The 16269-nt window shown below is 39.8% G+C and carries 15 protein-coding genes; 8 read left to right on the top strand and 7 right to left on the bottom strand.

Annotated elements, in window-relative coordinates:
• Window positions 1–47: 47 nt before the first annotated feature.
• From B3H30_RS03505 to B3H30_RS03475, 7 genes are all read right to left on the bottom strand, one after another.
• Window positions 48–575: an acyl-CoA thioesterase gene (locus B3H30_RS03505; RefSeq protein ID WP_046674180.1), complete on the bottom strand. Its 528-nt coding sequence runs from the start codon at window positions 573–575 to the stop codon at window positions 48–50.
• Window positions 576–589: 14 nt separating this feature from the next.
• A complete protein-coding gene (locus B3H30_RS03500; RefSeq protein ID WP_286833298.1) occupies window positions 590–1504 on the bottom strand; it encodes an SDR family oxidoreductase in 915 nt (304 codons plus the stop codon).
• A gap of 178 nt (window positions 1505–1682) precedes the next feature.
• Entirely contained in the window at window positions 1683–2627 is a 945-nt protein-coding gene (locus tag B3H30_RS03495) for a M20/M25/M40 family metallo-hydrolase (RefSeq protein WP_201639729.1), read from the bottom strand.
• A gap of 88 nt (window positions 2628–2715) precedes the next feature.
• The gene (locus B3H30_RS03490) at window positions 2716–3366 is read right to left on the bottom strand and encodes a lipoprotein signal peptidase (protein ID WP_070562322.1); all 651 of its coding nucleotides are present in this window, start codon (window positions 3364–3366) and stop codon (window positions 2716–2718) included.
• A gap of 55 nt (window positions 3367–3421) precedes the next feature.
• On the bottom strand, window positions 3422–3808 hold the full coding sequence (locus B3H30_RS03485; protein ID WP_046674049.1) for a TraR/DksA family transcriptional regulator: 387 nt from the start codon (window positions 3806–3808) through the stop codon (window positions 3422–3424).
• 3 nt (window positions 3809–3811) lie between these two features.
• Window positions 3812–7225, bottom strand: a complete 3414-nt coding sequence (gene ileS, locus B3H30_RS03480) for an isoleucine--tRNA ligase (protein WP_286833295.1) — start codon at window positions 7223–7225, stop codon at window positions 3812–3814.
• A 214-nt stretch (window positions 7226–7439) separates the two neighbouring features.
• A complete protein-coding gene (locus B3H30_RS03475; RefSeq protein ID WP_286833292.1) occupies window positions 7440–7790 on the bottom strand; it encodes a HesB/IscA family protein in 351 nt (116 codons plus the stop codon).
• Window positions 7791–8075: 285 nt separating this feature from the next.
• On the opposite strand from B3H30_RS03475, the gene glyA reads away from it, so the two are divergent.
• The 8 genes from glyA to purE all read left to right on the top strand — a co-directional run bounded on the left by glyA (window position 8076) and on the right by purE (window position 16237).
• Window positions 8076–9347, top strand: coding sequence for a serine hydroxymethyltransferase (gene glyA / locus B3H30_RS03470; RefSeq protein WP_046674046.1), 1272 nt, complete (start codon window positions 8076–8078; stop codon window positions 9345–9347).
• 542 nt (window positions 9348–9889) lie between these two features.
• Window positions 9890–10486 (top strand): RNA polymerase sigma factor, encoded by a 597-nt coding sequence (locus B3H30_RS03465; RefSeq protein ID WP_046674045.1) that lies wholly within the window; start codon window positions 9890–9892, stop codon window positions 10484–10486.
• A 458-nt stretch (window positions 10487–10944) separates the two neighbouring features.
• Window positions 10945–11640: a zinc metallopeptidase gene (locus B3H30_RS03460; RefSeq protein WP_070562330.1), complete on the top strand. Its 696-nt coding sequence runs from the start codon at window positions 10945–10947 to the stop codon at window positions 11638–11640.
• Window positions 11641–11773: 133 nt separating this feature from the next.
• Window positions 11774–13114, top strand: coding sequence for a signal recognition particle protein (gene ffh, locus B3H30_RS03455; protein ID WP_286833289.1), 1341 nt, complete (start codon window positions 11774–11776; stop codon window positions 13112–13114).
• A 334-nt stretch (window positions 13115–13448) separates the two neighbouring features.
• The gene (locus tag B3H30_RS03450) at window positions 13449–14039 is read left to right on the top strand and encodes an NADH-quinone oxidoreductase subunit A (RefSeq protein WP_201639725.1); all 591 of its coding nucleotides are present in this window, start codon (window positions 13449–13451) and stop codon (window positions 14037–14039) included.
• A gap of 2 nt (window positions 14040–14041) precedes the next feature.
• A complete protein-coding gene (locus B3H30_RS03445; RefSeq protein ID WP_046674041.1) occupies window positions 14042–14545 on the top strand; it encodes an NADH-quinone oxidoreductase subunit B in 504 nt (167 codons plus the stop codon).
• Window positions 14546–14576: 31 nt separating this feature from the next.
• On the top strand, window positions 14577–15719 hold the full coding sequence (locus B3H30_RS03440) for a 5-(carboxyamino)imidazole ribonucleotide synthase (RefSeq protein ID WP_201639724.1): 1143 nt from the start codon (window positions 14577–14579) through the stop codon (window positions 15717–15719).
• 8 nt (window positions 15720–15727) lie between these two features.
• A complete protein-coding gene (gene purE / locus B3H30_RS03435) occupies window positions 15728–16237 on the top strand; it encodes a 5-(carboxyamino)imidazole ribonucleotide mutase (protein ID WP_046674039.1) in 510 nt (169 codons plus the stop codon).
• Window positions 16238–16269: the final 32 nt, after the last annotated feature.

Below are 16269 nucleotides of genomic sequence, written 5' to 3'. Positions count from 1 at the left end.
TCCCTTTTTTATTATTTGCACGGTATGTAAGCCATAAAAATTAGGTATTAATTCTTTTGGCTAAAAAGACTAACCAGCGCTTTTAATTTTTTTGCATTTTCAGGCTTTAATTTCCCCGCGAGAATAAGACGCAGCTCTCTTCGTTGTAATGCATCTTCGTAAGCTTTGTGTTCTATGTCTGTTTCAGGAATTAGTACCGGCACAGCTTTGGGGTTGTTATCCGCATCAACAGCAACAAAGGTATAATAAGCTTCGTTGGTTTTTACACGGGTGCCTTCCGGTAAATTAGATGCGAAAATTTCCATGCGTACTTCCAAAGAACTATTAAACGCACGTGTTACTTGAGCTTGTATCGTGACGACCTCACCCAGTTTAATGGAGCGCTTAAAAGATACATTATCAACAGATACTGTGACGACGACATTGCTACAGTGTTTTTGAGCAGCAATAGCCGAACAGATATCCATCCAATACAATAAACGGCCACCCATCAAATTTCCAAATGTATTGGTATCGTTGGGTAATACCAATTCGTTCATCTCTGTGTATGACTCTCGCGCAAATTTCTCTATCATATCATTATTTGTCATTATCGTCCAAACGTTTTGAATTGATGATCTATGATTGCCAAAGCATCCGTAAATGACGTCGGCACATAACCCAATTCCGCGTTAGATCTAGTCAGATCAAAGCCTGTCTGCCGTGGCCTGTTTTCTGCCTGTCCAATGCTGGCAGCGCTGATCTCCGAAATCAATCCTTTGTCTAGTTGCCAGAAGTCTGCAATTTTGTAGACTGCCTCATTGATCGACATTAATTCTGCTCCTGAAATATGAAATATTCCCTGTGCTTCTCGGTCAATAGCGAGTTGGCAAGCATAAGCTAAATCATCCACAAAGGTAGGCATTCTCCATTGGTCATTGACTACTTTTATAGGTTCATTTTGTGACAACTTACTTTTGGCCCATAATACGAGATTCGAACGATTGGGGTCAGCATTGATTCCATAGACTAATATTGTGCGAAGGATAGCATAATGACAGCCCGATTGTGCAAGCACTTGTTCGGAAGCATATTTACTTTTCCCATATTCACTTTGTGGATTGGGAAGATCTGTTTCATTATAAGGGGCATTTTTTTTGCCATCAAATACAAAGTCCGTAGATAAGTGGACCAATTGGGTCTGATGTGTAGTACAATAGGAGGCAAGATAGGCCACAAGATCGACGTTAAGCGATTGACATGCGGCTTGATCTGCTTCACAAGCTTCCACACTGGTCATGGCTGCTGTATGTACAATTGCATCAAAAGTTTGTGTAGATAAAAAATCTGTCAGTTTTTCCCGATCCGATAGGTCTACTTGATAGAAAGTATAATTCACTTGATTCGGGTTGCGATTTGGACCCTTCGAAATGGCAACAACATCATATTGGTCATTTTTTGCAAGTAAATCAACGACTTTTTGGCCGAGGAATCCATTGGATCCTGTCACTAGTATTTTTTTCATCAATAATAATTAAATGATATCCAAGCACCCGTTTATAAAGACTCGTTTGCAGGGACTTAAGTGCGCTGTTTAGTTTATTCGTGTCTACAAACTAATTTACTAATCGCTGTTATAGCATTTGAGCATATAAAAAGCTAGATTATCACTTGCTGTTAAAGACAAATCCGCTTTTTTTGTTTTAGTTGGTCCATATAAAGTCCATTTTACTGGATTGTTTCATGATATTTTCAACCACTGTTTTTTCTAGATCTAAAATGGATTTTAAAGCATTGTAATCAATTTTATCGGCATCATCGGTCGGCATATGGTAGTCTGGGTGTCCACCAGTATGGAAAAATAACACCGGTATATTCTTTTTGTAGAATGAAGTTTGGTCAGATCCGCCATTACCATCCTTACTAAGATTAAATTTTATAGGGGCCTGAACATCTTTGAATATAGCCGGCCATTGACTGCTTGTTCCATAGCCGATTACAGCAAGGCCATTGCTGGGATTATAACGGCCAATCATATCCATATTCAGCATGGCTGTGATTTTCTCCAATGGGAGCGTAGGGTGTTCCGTAAAATATTTGGAACCTACTAATCCCAATTCTTCTGCCCCGAAAGCGATAAATAATAGGTTGTAAGGTTCTTTTTCCTTGTTGCTGCTAAAGTAACGTGCGAGCTCCAATAAACCAGCGGTACCAGAGGCATTATCGTCGGCTCCGTTATGGATTTTGCCTACTCCTAAAGAATCCTTTGAGCTTCCTTGACGACCTGTTCCCAGGTGATCGTAATGTGCGCCTATAACAACTGTTAAGTCGGCACCATTGTCAAGAAATCCAATGATATTATCTGCATTGCGAATGCTGTCTGCAACTTTTACCTTCCAGACTTTGGCTTTGAAGGATTGGCGGTAGCCTTTTTCACCTTTAGGCTCAAGTTTGTATTTTTTGAATTCCTTTTCAATATAATCTGCAGCTTTAAAGACTTCCTTACTGCCCGTTCCTCGTCCTTGCATTTTGTCGTCAGCGAGGTAATAAATATGTTTCTTTAAGTTGGAAACTTCGATCTGCTGCGCCTGTGCTATTTGGATTCCTAGTAGGCAGCAAAGTGTCAGAAGTAGACTAATGTTTTTCATGCGAATAGTAGAGTTTAGAAGTTGTATTGGGTTATATGTAGAAAAAATAAAAGCCTTGCGATTAACAAGGCTTTTAAGGAATATTTCGTTAATCTTCAACGATTTCGCTGTGTATGCTGGATTTTTCTTCTTTTTCGGTTTTGAAATACCGTTTTTGAAATAACAGGATTAAAACCACCCCAACAGAAATCGCCGAGTCTGCAATGTTAAATACAGGTCGGAAAAAGAGAAACTCTTCACCGCCCCAAAAGGGCACCCAAGAAGGGAAGTTACCTTGAATCAATGGGAAATAAAGCATATCGACTACTTTCCCGTGTAGGAAGGAAGAATAACCACCACCTGCTGGAAACAAACTCGCTTTATCATACCAGGTGCTTTCACTAAAGATGACACCGTAAAAAGCAGAATCGATGATATTTCCAAGTGCACCGGCAAGAATTAAGGCAACATTTAAGATGAAACCCCGGTTGTACTTATTTTTGATCATGTAATGCAGGCCGTATCCAATACCCGCTACGGCTAAAATACGAAATACCGTCAAAAATAATTTTCCATAATCACCGCCAAATTCCATCCCATAGGCCATTCCATTATTTTCAATAAAATGAATCTGGAAAAATTTGCCCAATACATGGTGGCTTTGTCCGATTGTCATGGATAACTTAACCCAGATCTTCGACAATTGGTCTATTAAAAGTATCGCGACAATAAGCGCGATCGGTTTCGTATAACCCTTCATTGTGTTATAAAAATGGTCTTTGCCTAAACAAAGACCATATATTTAATGCCTAAAATTAATATTGTTTGTTTTTCGCTTCGATGCTCAACGTTGTATGTGGAACAGCTTTCAAACGTTCTTTTTGAATCAGTTTCCCTGTTTCTCTACAGATACCATACGTTTTGTTCTCGATGCGCACCAACGCCGCTTCTAGGTTGTCGATAAATTTCTTTTGACGAGCAGCCAATTGATTTGTTTGCTCTTTTTCCAAAGTAGCTGAACCGTCTTCCAATGTCTTGTACGTTCCAGCAGTATCGTCGGTACCATTAGCATTACTGTTATTTAGCGTTGCGGTCAACGAGGAAAGCTCTTCTTTTGCTATTCTAAGCTTGTCCAAGATAATATCTTTGAATTCTTGTAATTCTGAATCGCTATAGCGTGTTTTCTCGTTGTTGTTTGCCATAATTTAATTTTTTTGGATTAATGCCTTAAGTTCTTTGCCATCGATCTCGATGGTCTCTCCTTCAGTTAGTGAATCTTCAAATACCAATGAATCGGCCAGAATTTCGGTGCAAATATACGATAAATTTTCGTTGGCAGCATTGACCACTTCTGAAGCAGCTGTTAACTTTACGTTAATTCTATCAGTTACTTCTAATCCTTTATCCTTCCTTAGATTTTGTAGGCGGTTGATCAATTCTCTTGACAAACCTTCTTTTTTCAATTCTTCGGTGATATGTACATCTAATGCTACGGTCAATTTACCTAGGTTCGCTACCTGCCATCCCTCGACGTCTTCTGCTATAATTTCTACATCGCTCAATAGAATCGTATATGGCGTGCCTGCTAGGGCCAATTCGCCTGTTGATTCCAATGAACTTATTTGATCTATAGTCAACGATTGGATAGACGAAGAAACTAACTTCATATCCTTACCAACTTTCGCGCCAAGAGCTTTAAAATTTGGTTTTATTTTTTTCTTAATGATACCGGTGGTGTCCGTAATAAACTCGATATCTTTGATATTCGTCTCCGAAAGTATCAGATCTTTTACTTTTTCTACCTTTTCCTGGAAGGCACTATCAAGTACCGGAACCAAAATTTTGTTTAATGGTTGACGTACGTTGATGGAGGTTTTCTTACGCAAGGAAAGTGTCAAAGACGAGATGTCCTGCGCTAGCGCCATACGTTCTTCCAGATCTTTATCGACTAAACTTTCATTATAAACCGGGAAATTCGCCAGGTGAACAGATTCAACTTGTTCCTTATTCGTTGCTGCATTCAAATCCAGGAATAACCTGTCCGAGAAGAAAGGTGATATTGGCGACATCAATTTCGCAATCGTATCAAGACATGTATAAAGTGTCTGATAGGCCGAAATTTTGTCTTCTGTATAATCTCCTTTCCAGAAGCGACGACGGCAAAGACGGACATACCAGTTGCTGAGATGTTCATCAACAAAGTTTTGAATAGCACGCGCTGCTTTTGTAGGCTCGTAATCCGCCAAGTATTCGTCTACTTCCTTGGTCAACGAATTTAACAAGGAGATAATCCAACGATCAATTTCAGGACGTTTCTCCAACGCAATATCGGATTCTGCATAGGAGAACTTATCGATATTGGCATACAATGCAAAAAAAGCGTAGGTATTATATAAAGTACCAAAGAATTTACGACGGACTTCATCCAACCCTTCCATATTGAATTTAAGGTTGTCCCATGGAGCGGCATTGCTGATCATGTACCAGCGTGTTGCATCGGCACTGTATTGATCGATCGTCGAGAATGGATCCACACCGTTGCCCAGGCGTTTGGACATCTTATTTCCATTTTTATCCAATACCAGGCCATTGGAAACGACGTTTTTGAAGGAAACCGATTTGTACATCATCGTAGAAATCGCATGTAAGGTGAAAAACCAGCCCCGTGTTTGATCAACCCCTTCAGCAATAAAGTCTGCCGGGTATGCATGATCGAATCCAGCTTTAAAAGGAAATTGTTCCCCTTTGGCTAATTTTTCGTGATCCAGTCCCCATTGCGCATAAGGCATTGCCCCCGAATCAAACCAGACGTCGATCAGATCAGGTTCGCGGAATAACTTTTGTCCGGCATCAGAAACAAGAACGATATCGTCCACATATGGACGGTGAAGATCCAGTTGCTCGGTGTCGAATTTATCCAAATAAGCTTTATTCTTCGCTTTTTCATCGTTAGACAAAACATCAGAGGTCAAAGAAGCTTCCAATAAAGACTTTAATTCAGGTAAGGAACCGATACAAACCTCTTCATTTTCGTCTTCTGAACGCCAGATAGGAAGTGGAGTTCCCCAGTAACGCGAACGCGAAAGGTTCCAGTCTACCAAGTTTTCTAACCAGTTTCCAAAGCGGCCGGTACCGGTTGCTTCAGGTTTCCAGTTGATGGTTTTATTTAAGGCAACCAAATCTTCTTTCACTGCTGTGGTGCGGATAAACCAGCTGTCTAGCGGATAGTAAAGAACAGGTTTGTCTGTACGCCAACAATGCGGATAGGTGTGCTCATATTTTTTGACATCAAAAGCTTTGTTGTCCTCTTTTAGTTTGATAGAGATCAACACGTCTGTGGGTTTGAAATCTTCTTTTGAACGTTCCTCTGCACTGTAATATTCCTCTTTGACAAATCTTCCGGCAAAATCGGTGATTTCACTTACAAAACGTCCCGTACGGTCCACAGTAGGAACCTCTTTTCCGTTTTCATCTTTTACCAAGATGCCCGGTACACCATGTTCTTTTGCGACACGAAAGTCATCCGCACCATAAGTAGGAGCAGCGTGAACGATACCGGTACCGTCTTCAGTCGTAACAAAGTCGCCTGGAATAACGCGGAAAGCATTTTCTTGTAAATCCTCGCTGGTGATATAAGGCAACAATTGCTCATAACGCAAGCCAACAAGCTCTTCGCCCACAAATTCTGCTGCAAGCTCCCAAGGAATTACTTTGTCGCCCAATTTATAGTCTTGGAAGGATGCATTTTCGCCTTCTGCTTTAAAATGTTTGCTAATCAGATCTTTCGCTAATACGACGGATACAGGCGCACCGGTATATTTATTGAACGTTCGGATCTTCACATAATTTATTTTCTTGCCTACAACCAGAGCTGTGTTGGATGGTAAAGTCCATGGTGTGGTGGTCCAGGCAATGAATGCAACATCCTCCGCATCGTCGTCAACTAATTTTTCTATAGCTGGATGAAGCTGACTTTTGATCAGTCTAAATTCTGCAACGATGGTGGTATCTTTCACATCTTTATAGGTGCCGGGCTGGTTTAGTTCATGTGAACTCAATCCCGTACCTGCTGCCGGAGAGTAAGGCTGTATCGTATAACCCTTGTACAAAAGACCTTTTTTGTAAAGTTCTTTCAATAAATACCATAAGGTTTCGATGTATTCATTCTTGTAAGTAATATAAGGATGTTCAAGGTCAACCCAATACCCCATTTTGGTGGTTAGGTCATTCCATACATCGGTATATTTCATTACCTCCTTGCGACAAGCGTCATTATATTGTTCTACGGTAATCTTTTTGCCGATATCCTCTTTTGTGATTCCAAGAGCTTTTTCGACAGCAAGTTCAATGGGCAGGCCATGGGTATCCCAGCCGCCTTTTCTTTTCACTTGGTAACCTTTCAAAGTCTTGTAACGACAGAAAATATCCTTAATCGTACGTGCCATCACGTGGTGAATCCCGGGCATGCCATTTGCAGAAGGCGGACCTTCAAAAAATGTATAGGTCTTGCTTTCAGGACGATTATTGATACTTTTTTCGAATATTTTTTCCTGTTCCCAACGGGTCAAAATCTCTTTACCTATCTCGGGTAAATTTAACTGCTTATATTCTTTGTACATCAGACTGTTGTATGCTTCTTTTATAAAGGTCGCTAATTTAGTGATTTATGATGGAAAATGAAAGAGGGCTTTGTTGTACTAATCTCATTAAATCGAGGTCGAACTTTTTGAAATCTCTCCTCGATCAACCGACAAAAAATGAGTGTGGTGTCTACTACGACAAAGGGACTACCTATGGCAGTCCCTTTCTTATTTCATTTGTACTGAAATTCAGTTATGCTGAAAAACTGCTTCCACATCCGCAGGTACTTGTTGCATTGGGATTATTGAATGTGAAGCCCCTTGCATCGAGTCCCGATTTGAAGTCGATTTCCATACCGGCAAGATATAGGCCATGTGCTTTGTTCATAAAGATGCGAATTCCTTGAATTTCGTATTCGTTATCGCCCTCCTTTTTCTGGTCAAAGCCCAAGATATAACTCATACCGGAACAACCGCCGCCTTCAACACCGACACGTAAACCAAAATCATCAGAGATTTCTTGTTGATCCTTTAATTTATTTAGTTCCTTGATTGCCCCTTCTGTTAAAGAAACAGGAGCAACTGCTGTATGTTCTGTACTCATTGTAATAGTGTTTTAGCCAATCCAATACAAAAATACATTTTTTTAATGGCAAATTGCTTGACCGGGATTTTTTGACATTTTCGAAACATTCAATTCTTCGTACGCTTATTCGATCCGATAGCACCATAAAATGATCTTGACCTAATTAGGTAATTCGCATAAATAAGGCTGTTTTTCTAAGAACATTTAATAAAATAGGACTTTTTGTCGATATTCTTTATGGAATATGCTATCTTTGAGGCATTAAAATAAACTACAAAATTTACTTTACAACATTTAAAAACAATGGAAAGAGATCAAGCCATTTTTAATTTAATAGCTGATGAGCTTAAACGCCAAGAAGAAGGTATTGAATTAATTGCTTCAGAAAACTTTGTTTCAAAACAAGTGATGGAAGCTGCTGGTTCAGTGTTGACAAATAAATATGCAGAAGGCCTCCCAGGAAAACGTTACTATGGAGGTTGTGAAGTTGTGGATGAGATTGAAACCATCGCAATTGATCGTGCAAAACAATTATTTGGCGCAGAATGGGTAAATGTTCAGCCTCACTCTGGTGCTCAAGCAAATGCGGCTGTTTTTTTGGCGACAATCAAACCTGGTGACAAAATTTTAGGTCTTGATTTATCTCACGGTGGTCACTTGACACACGGTTCGCCAGCGAACTTATCGGGTAAGATCTATCAACCATTATTTTATGGTGTAAAAGAAGACACTGGTTTAATTGACTATGAGCAATTGGAAGAAACAGCGCTTCGTGAAAAACCAAAGATGATTATCTGTGGTGCTTCTGCTTATTCTCGTGATTGGGATTACGCACGCATCCGTAAAGTTGCAGACGAAATTGGTGCTATCGTGATGGCAGATATTTCTCACCCTGCAGGTTTAATCGCGCGTGGTTTATTGAATGATCCACTTCCACATTGCCATATTGTTACAACAACGACGCACAAAACGCTTCGTGGCCCTCGTGGTGGTATGATCATGGTCGGTAAAGATTTTGAAAATCCATGGGGTATCAAAACACCTAAAGGTGAAATCCGTACAATCACACAATTATTGGATTTAGCTGTATTCCCAGGTACACAAGGTGGTCCTTTAGAACATACAATCGCTGCTAAAGCAATCGCTTATGGTGAGGCTTTATCCGATGAGTATATGGAATATATCGTTCAGGTAAAGAAAAATGCAGCTGCATTGGCGCAATTCTTTGTAGAAAGAGATTATAAGATCATCTCTGGTGGTACAGACAATCACTTGATGTTGGTGGATCTACGCAATAAAGATATTTCTGGTAAAGAAGCCGAAGCTGTATTGGGTAAAGCGGGTATCACAACAAATAAAAATATGGTTCCTTTCGATACACGTTCTCCTTTTGTGACTTCAGGTGTACGTTTTGGTACTGCTGCAATCACTACACGTGGTATTAAAGAGAATGAAATTATTCAAATCGGTGAATTGATCGATGAGGCATTGAAAAATGCATCTAATGATGCGCAACTGGATTTGATCCATGGTAAAGTAAAAGCAATGATGGCTGAGTTCCCATTGTATAAATAAGACTTTTTCCATAGGAATAGAAAAAGCGGAATTACCGATGCGGTGGTTCCGCTTTTTTTATCCCGTCTTTTTTTCTACTGCTATTTTAGAAAGAATAGTTCCGTTACAGTCTCGTATCAACTTAACTTTTTAGACGAACTTAACAACAATCTTATACGGACTTTAAACGGATTTTATAGGTATTCATCCGAATGAGGTCCCTATAAGGTCCCTATTAGCTCCCTATAAAGTCCGTATGAAGTAGTAACTTTAAAACTTGTTATTTTGGAGCTGTTCGAGGTTGTTATTCCATCTTGTCTGAAGGGGCGTACTGTGGTCGAAGAACCTTTATTTTGGAATTATGAGGTAGATAACTTATTTTTAAATGTTAAAAAATCTTAAAATAAATTGTAATAATTTGATTACTCATTTATTTTACGGTAATTTGGTTTTAGATTAATTGATTGTTTTACAATAAGAAAGGATAGTTTATACGGCAAACATTTACATTTTAACACAGAACTGATAATTTATTTGCGAACTGCTAAAAAAGTAAGTGACGTATGAGACTTTTAAAAAGTAAAAGCGATCAAGAGTTGATCCAAATGTATGTCGGCGGCCAAGAGTCCGGTCTAGAGGCATTGTTGAATCGATATAAATCGAAAATATATACTTCCATATATATGAAAGTTAAAGATGAATATCTTGCTGAAGATATTTTCCAGGAGACTTTCATAAAAATCATCAACACCTTAAAATCCGGTAAATATAATGAAGAAGGTAAATTTTTACCTTGGGCTATACGTATAGCGCACAATATGATTGTTGACTTTTTTAGAAAAGCAAAACGTGCTCCGAATATTGTGAATGCCGACGGGTTTGATATTTTTGAGGTGCTCGAATTTAGTGATGAAAGCGCAGAGTCAAAAATGCTCAAACAGCAGGTTGATGTAGACCTTAAAAAAATGATTCAAAAGCTTCCGGACGATCAAAAAGAAGTGCTTATTATGCGTCACTTTTGTGATATGAGTTTTAAAGATATTGCGGAGATAACCGAAGTAAGTATCAATACTGCTTTAGGGAGGATGCGCTACGCATTGAGCAATTTACGTAAAATGATTGAAGGTACTGATCTTACCCTGCAAATGGGCTATTTATAATAAAGGGGGCATTTTTTAATGCCCCTTTTTATTTGCATTCCTAATTGGAGCCATAGGAAGTCTCGACGCTTTTGTAGTTTCTCGTCTTTTGTCTTAGTTTCTCATCTTTGTCTTAATAGTATAGCAAGGCTACAATCCGTTGAGCATCGTGTTTTCAAAAGCCATTTGCTTCAATAATAAGCTCCCTGATCGAACTTGAAATAAAACGCATCTCCAATACTCACCGATGAGACTACATCTTGGATTCTTGTTAAATAGCGCAGGTGTTTCACTGTACGAAGCTGAAAATGGAGTCTGCCCAAATGATCTGGCAATTATGTCATGTGGAGATCAGATGAACCTGTTCTTTTTGTCAGGTCAAAGACTTTTTTTATCTTAGAAATTCATGCATATGCCTTTTTTCGACGTTTGGAATAAGGTTTGATAGTCATATAATAAAATAAAACGATTGAATAGCTATGTACTTGATTTTATTTATTGGAATAATGGTGGTAAGCCTGATTGTCCAAACAAGATTCAAAAACAAATTTAAGAAATACGCCGAAATGCCTTTGAGCAATGGGATGTCTGGAGCTGAGATTGCGCAAAAAATGTTGAATGATAACGGTATATATGATGTAAAGGTAGTGTCTATTCCAGATCGCTTGGGAGATCACTATAATCCGTCAGATAAAACCGTAAATTTAAGTCCTGAAGTTTACAGTGGCCGCAGTGTTGCAGCTGCAGCAGTAGCGGCGCACGAATGTGGCCATGCTGTACAGCACGCCAAAGCCTATAAATGGTTGGGATTCCGTTCGGCAATGGTTCCGATGGTAAATGTGGCCTCTAAAATGACATCATGGGTATTGATGCTGGGTGTTATGCTATTTGCTTTTTCCAAAGGGGGTAACCCATGGCTTTTAGCTGTTGGAGTGGGGGCTTTGGCTATTACGACCCTGTTCTCTTTTATCACCTTGCCCGTAGAGTTTGATGCGTCGAACCGCGCACTGGAATGGTTAAACCATGCTGGTGTAACCTATAATGGCGAAGAACATGACGGTGCGAAAGATGCTTTGAAATGGGCAGCGATGACTTATGTCGTAGCGGCGTTAAGTGCGTTGGTAACACTTTTATATTATGCATCGATTTTATTCGGTGGCCGTAGAAGTGATTAAATACGGATATTGTAACTTTATCCTACAAAAATGTGATTATTTTTCATAGTCGCATTTTTTATGGGGTGTTAATGAGGTTACTATAGACAATTTTTTTAACTTTGCTGTTTATATAGAATAAGATTCAGATTTTATGTTTTCAAATCTTCAAGATAAGTTAGATAGGGCCTTTAAAGTATTAAAAGGACAGGGGAGTATTACCGAGATCAACGTTGCAGAAACGATGAAAGAAATTCGCAAAGCGTTGTTGGATGCCGATGTGAATTATAAAACTGCCAAAACTTTTACCGACGATGTTAAACAAAAAGCTTTAGGCGAAAATGTACTGACAAGTATTTCCCCGGGCCAATTGTTGACGAAGATCATGAACGATGAGTTGACAGCTTTGATGGGCGGATCTGTTACGGAGCTTGAGACTGGAAAAAATCCAACAGTCATTCTAATTGCGGGTTTGAATGGTGCTGGTAAAACAACTTTCTCCGGTAAGTTGGCCTTGTACCTTAAAGATAAAAAGAATAAAAAACCATTGTTGGTGGCTGGTGACGTTTATCGCCCTGCAGCGATCGATCAATTGGAAGTGCTTGCCGAACAAGTGGGCGTACCAGTGTATGTGAATCGTGAATCTAACGATCCTATTGCGATTGCCAAAGCCGGTGTGGAAGAAGCAAAACGCAATGGAAATAATGTCGTAATCATCGATACAGCCGGTCGTTTGGCCATCGATGAGCCTTTAATGGTTGAGATTACAGCAGTTAAAGAGGCGGCAAAGCCAGACGAAATCCTATTTGTTGTGGATTCAATGACTGGTCAAGATGCCGTGAATACAGCTAAGACGTTCAACGACCGTCTGGACTTTACAGGTGTAGTATTGACTAAGTTGGATGGTGATACACGCGGTGGTGCAGCTTTATCGATTAAATCTGTCGTTAATAAGCCTATCAAGTTTATTGGTACAGGTGAAAAGATGGATGCATTGGATGTATTCCACCCTGATCGTATGGCCTCTCGTATTTTGGGTATGGGTGACGTGGTATCCTTAGTGGAACGTGCACAGCAACAGTTTGACGAGAAGCAAGCCGCAGAGCTCCAAAAGAAAATCCGTAAGAATAAATTCGATTTCAACGATTTTAAATCCCAGATTCAACAAATCAAGAAAATGGGTAATATGAAAGACCTCATGGGAATGATCCCTGGCGTTGGGAAAGCAATGAAAGATATTGAAGTCGATGACAATGCTTTCAAACCCATTGAAGCGATTATCGATTCCATGACACCTTTTGAACGCGAAAACCCAGATGTCATTGATCAAAAACGTCGTTTACGTATTGCGAAGGGATCAGGTACTGATATTAATGAAGTGAATAAGTTATTGAAACAATTTGGTGATATGCGTAAAGTCATGAAGCAGATGTCTAATCCGGCGATGGCGGCTAAATTGATGCGTAATATGCCCAAAATGCCAGGAAAAATGTAATTTTTGGAGAATAGTTACATCATAAGAAGGGCATCGTTTTATACGATGCCCTCTTTTTTTTCTGAAAATGTCTGATCTTATTGGCCAGAAAGAACCTTCAGTCCGCTTTCATTGCTGTTGGTGTCTGCAAAGTCATGAAGGTTTTGAACATGGCATTGCTCTTTCGATTAATTTTCGGTTGCTGCTAAGTGCTGCACCAGATGAATTGGGGACTGCTTGCAGACCGGATACGGGGCATTAATGCCTTAAAATTCGAACTGTTTTTAAAGAAATAATTCGTAATTTCAAGTTCCTCACCCGAGTAAACGAAATATTTGTTAAATTTGTAATTATTATGGATGACCCCGCGCAATTATCGGAATACGGCAAAATCCTTATCATTCTGCTGATAGGGGCGCTGTTAGTCTGTGCGACCATTTTTCTAGCACGTTTAATCTCTCCGAAAAAGAATAATCCCATCAAATCTGGTACTTACGAATGTGGAGAGGATCCCATTGGTTCTTCTTGGGTTCAGTTTAATCCACGGTTCTATGTTATTGCCCTTGTATTTTTACTTTTTGATGTAGAACTTATTTTTATTTTTCCATGGGCCACTGTATTTGGACAGTCCGAATATATTGCGGCAGATGGAAGATGGGGGTGGTTTACCATGATTGAAATGGCTATGTTCATTGGCATTTTAATTTTAGGATTGGTTTTTGTTTGGAAAAAGGGCGATTTGGAATGGGTTAAACCGAATGTGTCCTTACCTAAAGTTCCTGTAGCTATCCCGGATAGTGCCTATGCAAGCCTGAATAGTAGGACGTATCAGGTGCGTGATTATGCAGGTCTTGGAGATGAAACTGTCGCGCACAAAACGACGACAGATGAACAGGTGTCGACGCCGAAACCAGCCTTTAAACCTCGATTTAAAAAACCTGAGTAAGCATGAGTTTAGATAGTCAATTGCAGAATAATGGTGTTATTGTTGCCAAATTAGATGATTTGCTGAATTGGGCAAGGTTGTCTTCAATGTGGCCCATGAGCTTTGGTATTGCTTGCTGTGCCATTGAAATGATGGGGGCAATGGCTTCAACGTATGATTTAGACCGGATGGGCGTATTCCCAAGGCCTTCTCCACGGCAATCCGACGTGATCATTATTGCTGGAACGGTTACTTTTAAGATGGCCGATCGTATCAAGAAACTATATGAACAGATGCCCGATCCTAAATATGTTATCTCGATGGGCTCTTGCTCCAACTGTGGCGGTCCATATTGGCAGCATGGTTATCATGTGGTCAAAGGGGTAGATCGAGTGATCCCTGTGGATGTTTATGTCCAGGGCTGTCCGCCACGTCCCGAGGCATTAATTGGTGCTTTTATTGAGTTGCAAAAAAAGATAGACAAAGAAAGCTTGTTGGGTGAGCAATTGTTCAGCGGAAAAGCTTAAAAGATAAATTTTATAAGATTTTAAATCAATTATGGCAAAAGATTTTTATGGTGAATTGCAATTGGGTATTCTTGGCGGTGGTCAACTGGGAAGAATGCTCATCCAGGAAGCCATTAATTACAATGTAAATGTTCATGTATTGGACCCGGATAAGAATGCTCCTTGTCGCAAGTTGTGCAATAAATTTGAATGTGGTTCATTGGGCGATTTTGAAACGGTCTATAATTTCGGTAAGGATTTGGACATGATCACGATCGAGATTGAGAAGGTGAATGTAGATGCTTTAGAGAAACTGGAAGGCGAGGGCGTTATCGTGTACCCACAATCACGTATCATTCGTCTGATTCAAGATAAAGGTCTGCAAAAGCAATTTTTTAAACAAAATGATATCCCCACTTCGGCATTTCAATTGATATCCAATAAAGATAATTTAGTGAATGCCTCGTTAAACTTACCCTATATCCAGAAATTGCGTAAGGATGGATACGATGGGAAAGGGGTAAAGAAGATTGTTAACCAACAAGATATACAAGATGCTTTCGAAGAACCCAGCTTAATTGAAGAATGGGTAGATTTTGAAAAAGAAATTGCGGTCATTGTTGCCCGGAATGATAAAGGTGAGGTGTCTACATTTCCAATGGTAGAGATGGAATTTAATCCTCAGGCTAACTTGGTGGAATTTTTGATTGCGCCGTCTTTGTATGGTGTAGAGATCCAACAACGCGCAGAGGCTATAGCAAAAAAGATTGCCGATGATCTACAGATCGTGGGTATATTGGCTGTAGAGATGTTCCTAACGAAAAATGGTGATATTCTGGTCAATGAATTGGCTCCGCGTCCGCATAATAGTGGTCACCAGACCATAGAGGGTAATTATGTGTCGCAATTTGCACAGCATTTAAGAGCTATCTTCAATCTACCGTTAGGTGATACCAGATGCAGAACGAACGCCGTTATGATTAACCTGTTAGGTGAACCTGGCTATGAAGGATTGGCCAAATACGAGGGTGTAGAAGAGGTGTTGGCAATGGAAGGCGTATATATCCATTTATATGGAAAGAAATATACGAAGCCATTCCGTAAGATGGGCCATGTTTGTATTATCAATGATGACCGGGAGAAAGCGATCTTCAATGCAAGAAAAGTACAAGAAATATTAAAAATTAAAGCTTAAACAATACTATGTCAGTCAATAATAAGGCCCAGGTAGGCATTATCATGGGAAGCAAATCAGATCTTCCTGTTATGCAGGATGCGATAGATGTGCTCAAAACCCTTGGGGTGGAATTTGAGGTAACGATCGTCTCAGCACATCGTACACCACAACGTATGTTTGATTATGCCAAAAATGCAGCATTTCGTGGTTTGAAAGTTATTATTGCTGGAGCGGGTGGTGCGGCGCATTTGCCCGGAATGGTCGCTTCAATTACACATTTACCTGTAATAGGCGTACCTGTAAAATCATCAAATTCCATTGATGGATGGGACTCGGTACTTTCTATCCTTCAGATGCCCAATGGTATTCCTGTAGCAACTGTCGCTTTAAATGCGGCGAAGAATGCAGGTATATTGGCAGCTCAGATTCTGGGTACACATGATGAAACAATCAGCAAGAATATCATCGAATTTAAAGAAGAGTTGGCGAGAAAAGTAATCGAGACCGCAGTAGAAGTCGAAGATACCGAATTCTAAGCTGACAATCTTACAAAATAAAAAAGGGGAGC

The sequence above is a fragment of the Sphingobacterium sp. UBA7038 genome (assembly GCF_002494055.1).
Taxonomy (GTDB): domain Bacteria; phylum Bacteroidota; class Bacteroidia; order Sphingobacteriales; family Sphingobacteriaceae; genus Sphingobacterium; species Sphingobacterium multivorum.
The sequence above is the reverse complement of the archived record's forward strand: the minus strand, read 5'-3'. Positions and strand labels throughout refer to the sequence as shown.

Coding starts and splice junctions, on each gene's coding strand:
- B3H30_RS03460 (WP_070562330.1), top strand. CDS start 10,945: ATGTACTTGATTTTATTTATTGGAATAATGGTGGTAAGCCTGATTGTC.
- purE (WP_046674039.1), top strand. CDS start 15,728: ATGTCAGTCAATAATAAGGCCCAGGTAGGCATTATCATGGGAAGCAAA.
- B3H30_RS03495 (WP_201639729.1), bottom strand. CDS start 2,627: ATGAAAAACATTAGTCTACTTCTGACACTTTGCTGCCTACTAGGAATC.
- ffh (WP_286833289.1), top strand. CDS start 11,774: ATGTTTTCAAATCTTCAAGATAAGTTAGATAGGGCCTTTAAAGTATTA.
- B3H30_RS03450 (WP_201639725.1), top strand. CDS start 13,449: ATGGATGACCCCGCGCAATTATCGGAATACGGCAAAATCCTTATCATT.
- B3H30_RS03465 (WP_046674045.1), top strand. CDS start 9,890: ATGAGACTTTTAAAAAGTAAAAGCGATCAAGAGTTGATCCAAATGTAT.
- B3H30_RS03490 (WP_070562322.1), bottom strand. CDS start 3,366: ATGAAGGGTTATACGAAACCGATCGCGCTTATTGTCGCGATACTTTTA.
- B3H30_RS03485 (WP_046674049.1), bottom strand. CDS start 3,808: ATGGCAAACAACAACGAGAAAACACGCTATAGCGATTCAGAATTACAA.
- ileS (WP_286833295.1), bottom strand. CDS start 7,225: ATGTACAAAGAATATAAGCAGTTAAATTTACCCGAGATAGGTAAAGAG.
- B3H30_RS03475 (WP_286833292.1), bottom strand. CDS start 7,790: ATGAGTACAGAACATACAGCAGTTGCTCCTGTTTCTTTAACAGAAGGG.
- glyA (WP_046674046.1), top strand. CDS start 8,076: ATGGAAAGAGATCAAGCCATTTTTAATTTAATAGCTGATGAGCTTAAA.
- B3H30_RS03445 (WP_046674041.1), top strand. CDS start 14,042: ATGAGTTTAGATAGTCAATTGCAGAATAATGGTGTTATTGTTGCCAAA.
- B3H30_RS03500 (WP_286833298.1), bottom strand. CDS start 1,504: ATGAAAAAAATACTAGTGACAGGATCCAATGGATTCCTCGGCCAAAAA.
- B3H30_RS03505 (WP_046674180.1), bottom strand. CDS start 575: ATGATAGAGAAATTTGCGCGAGAGTCATACACAGAGATGAACGAATTG.
- B3H30_RS03440 (WP_201639724.1), top strand. CDS start 14,577: ATGGCAAAAGATTTTTATGGTGAATTGCAATTGGGTATTCTTGGCGGT.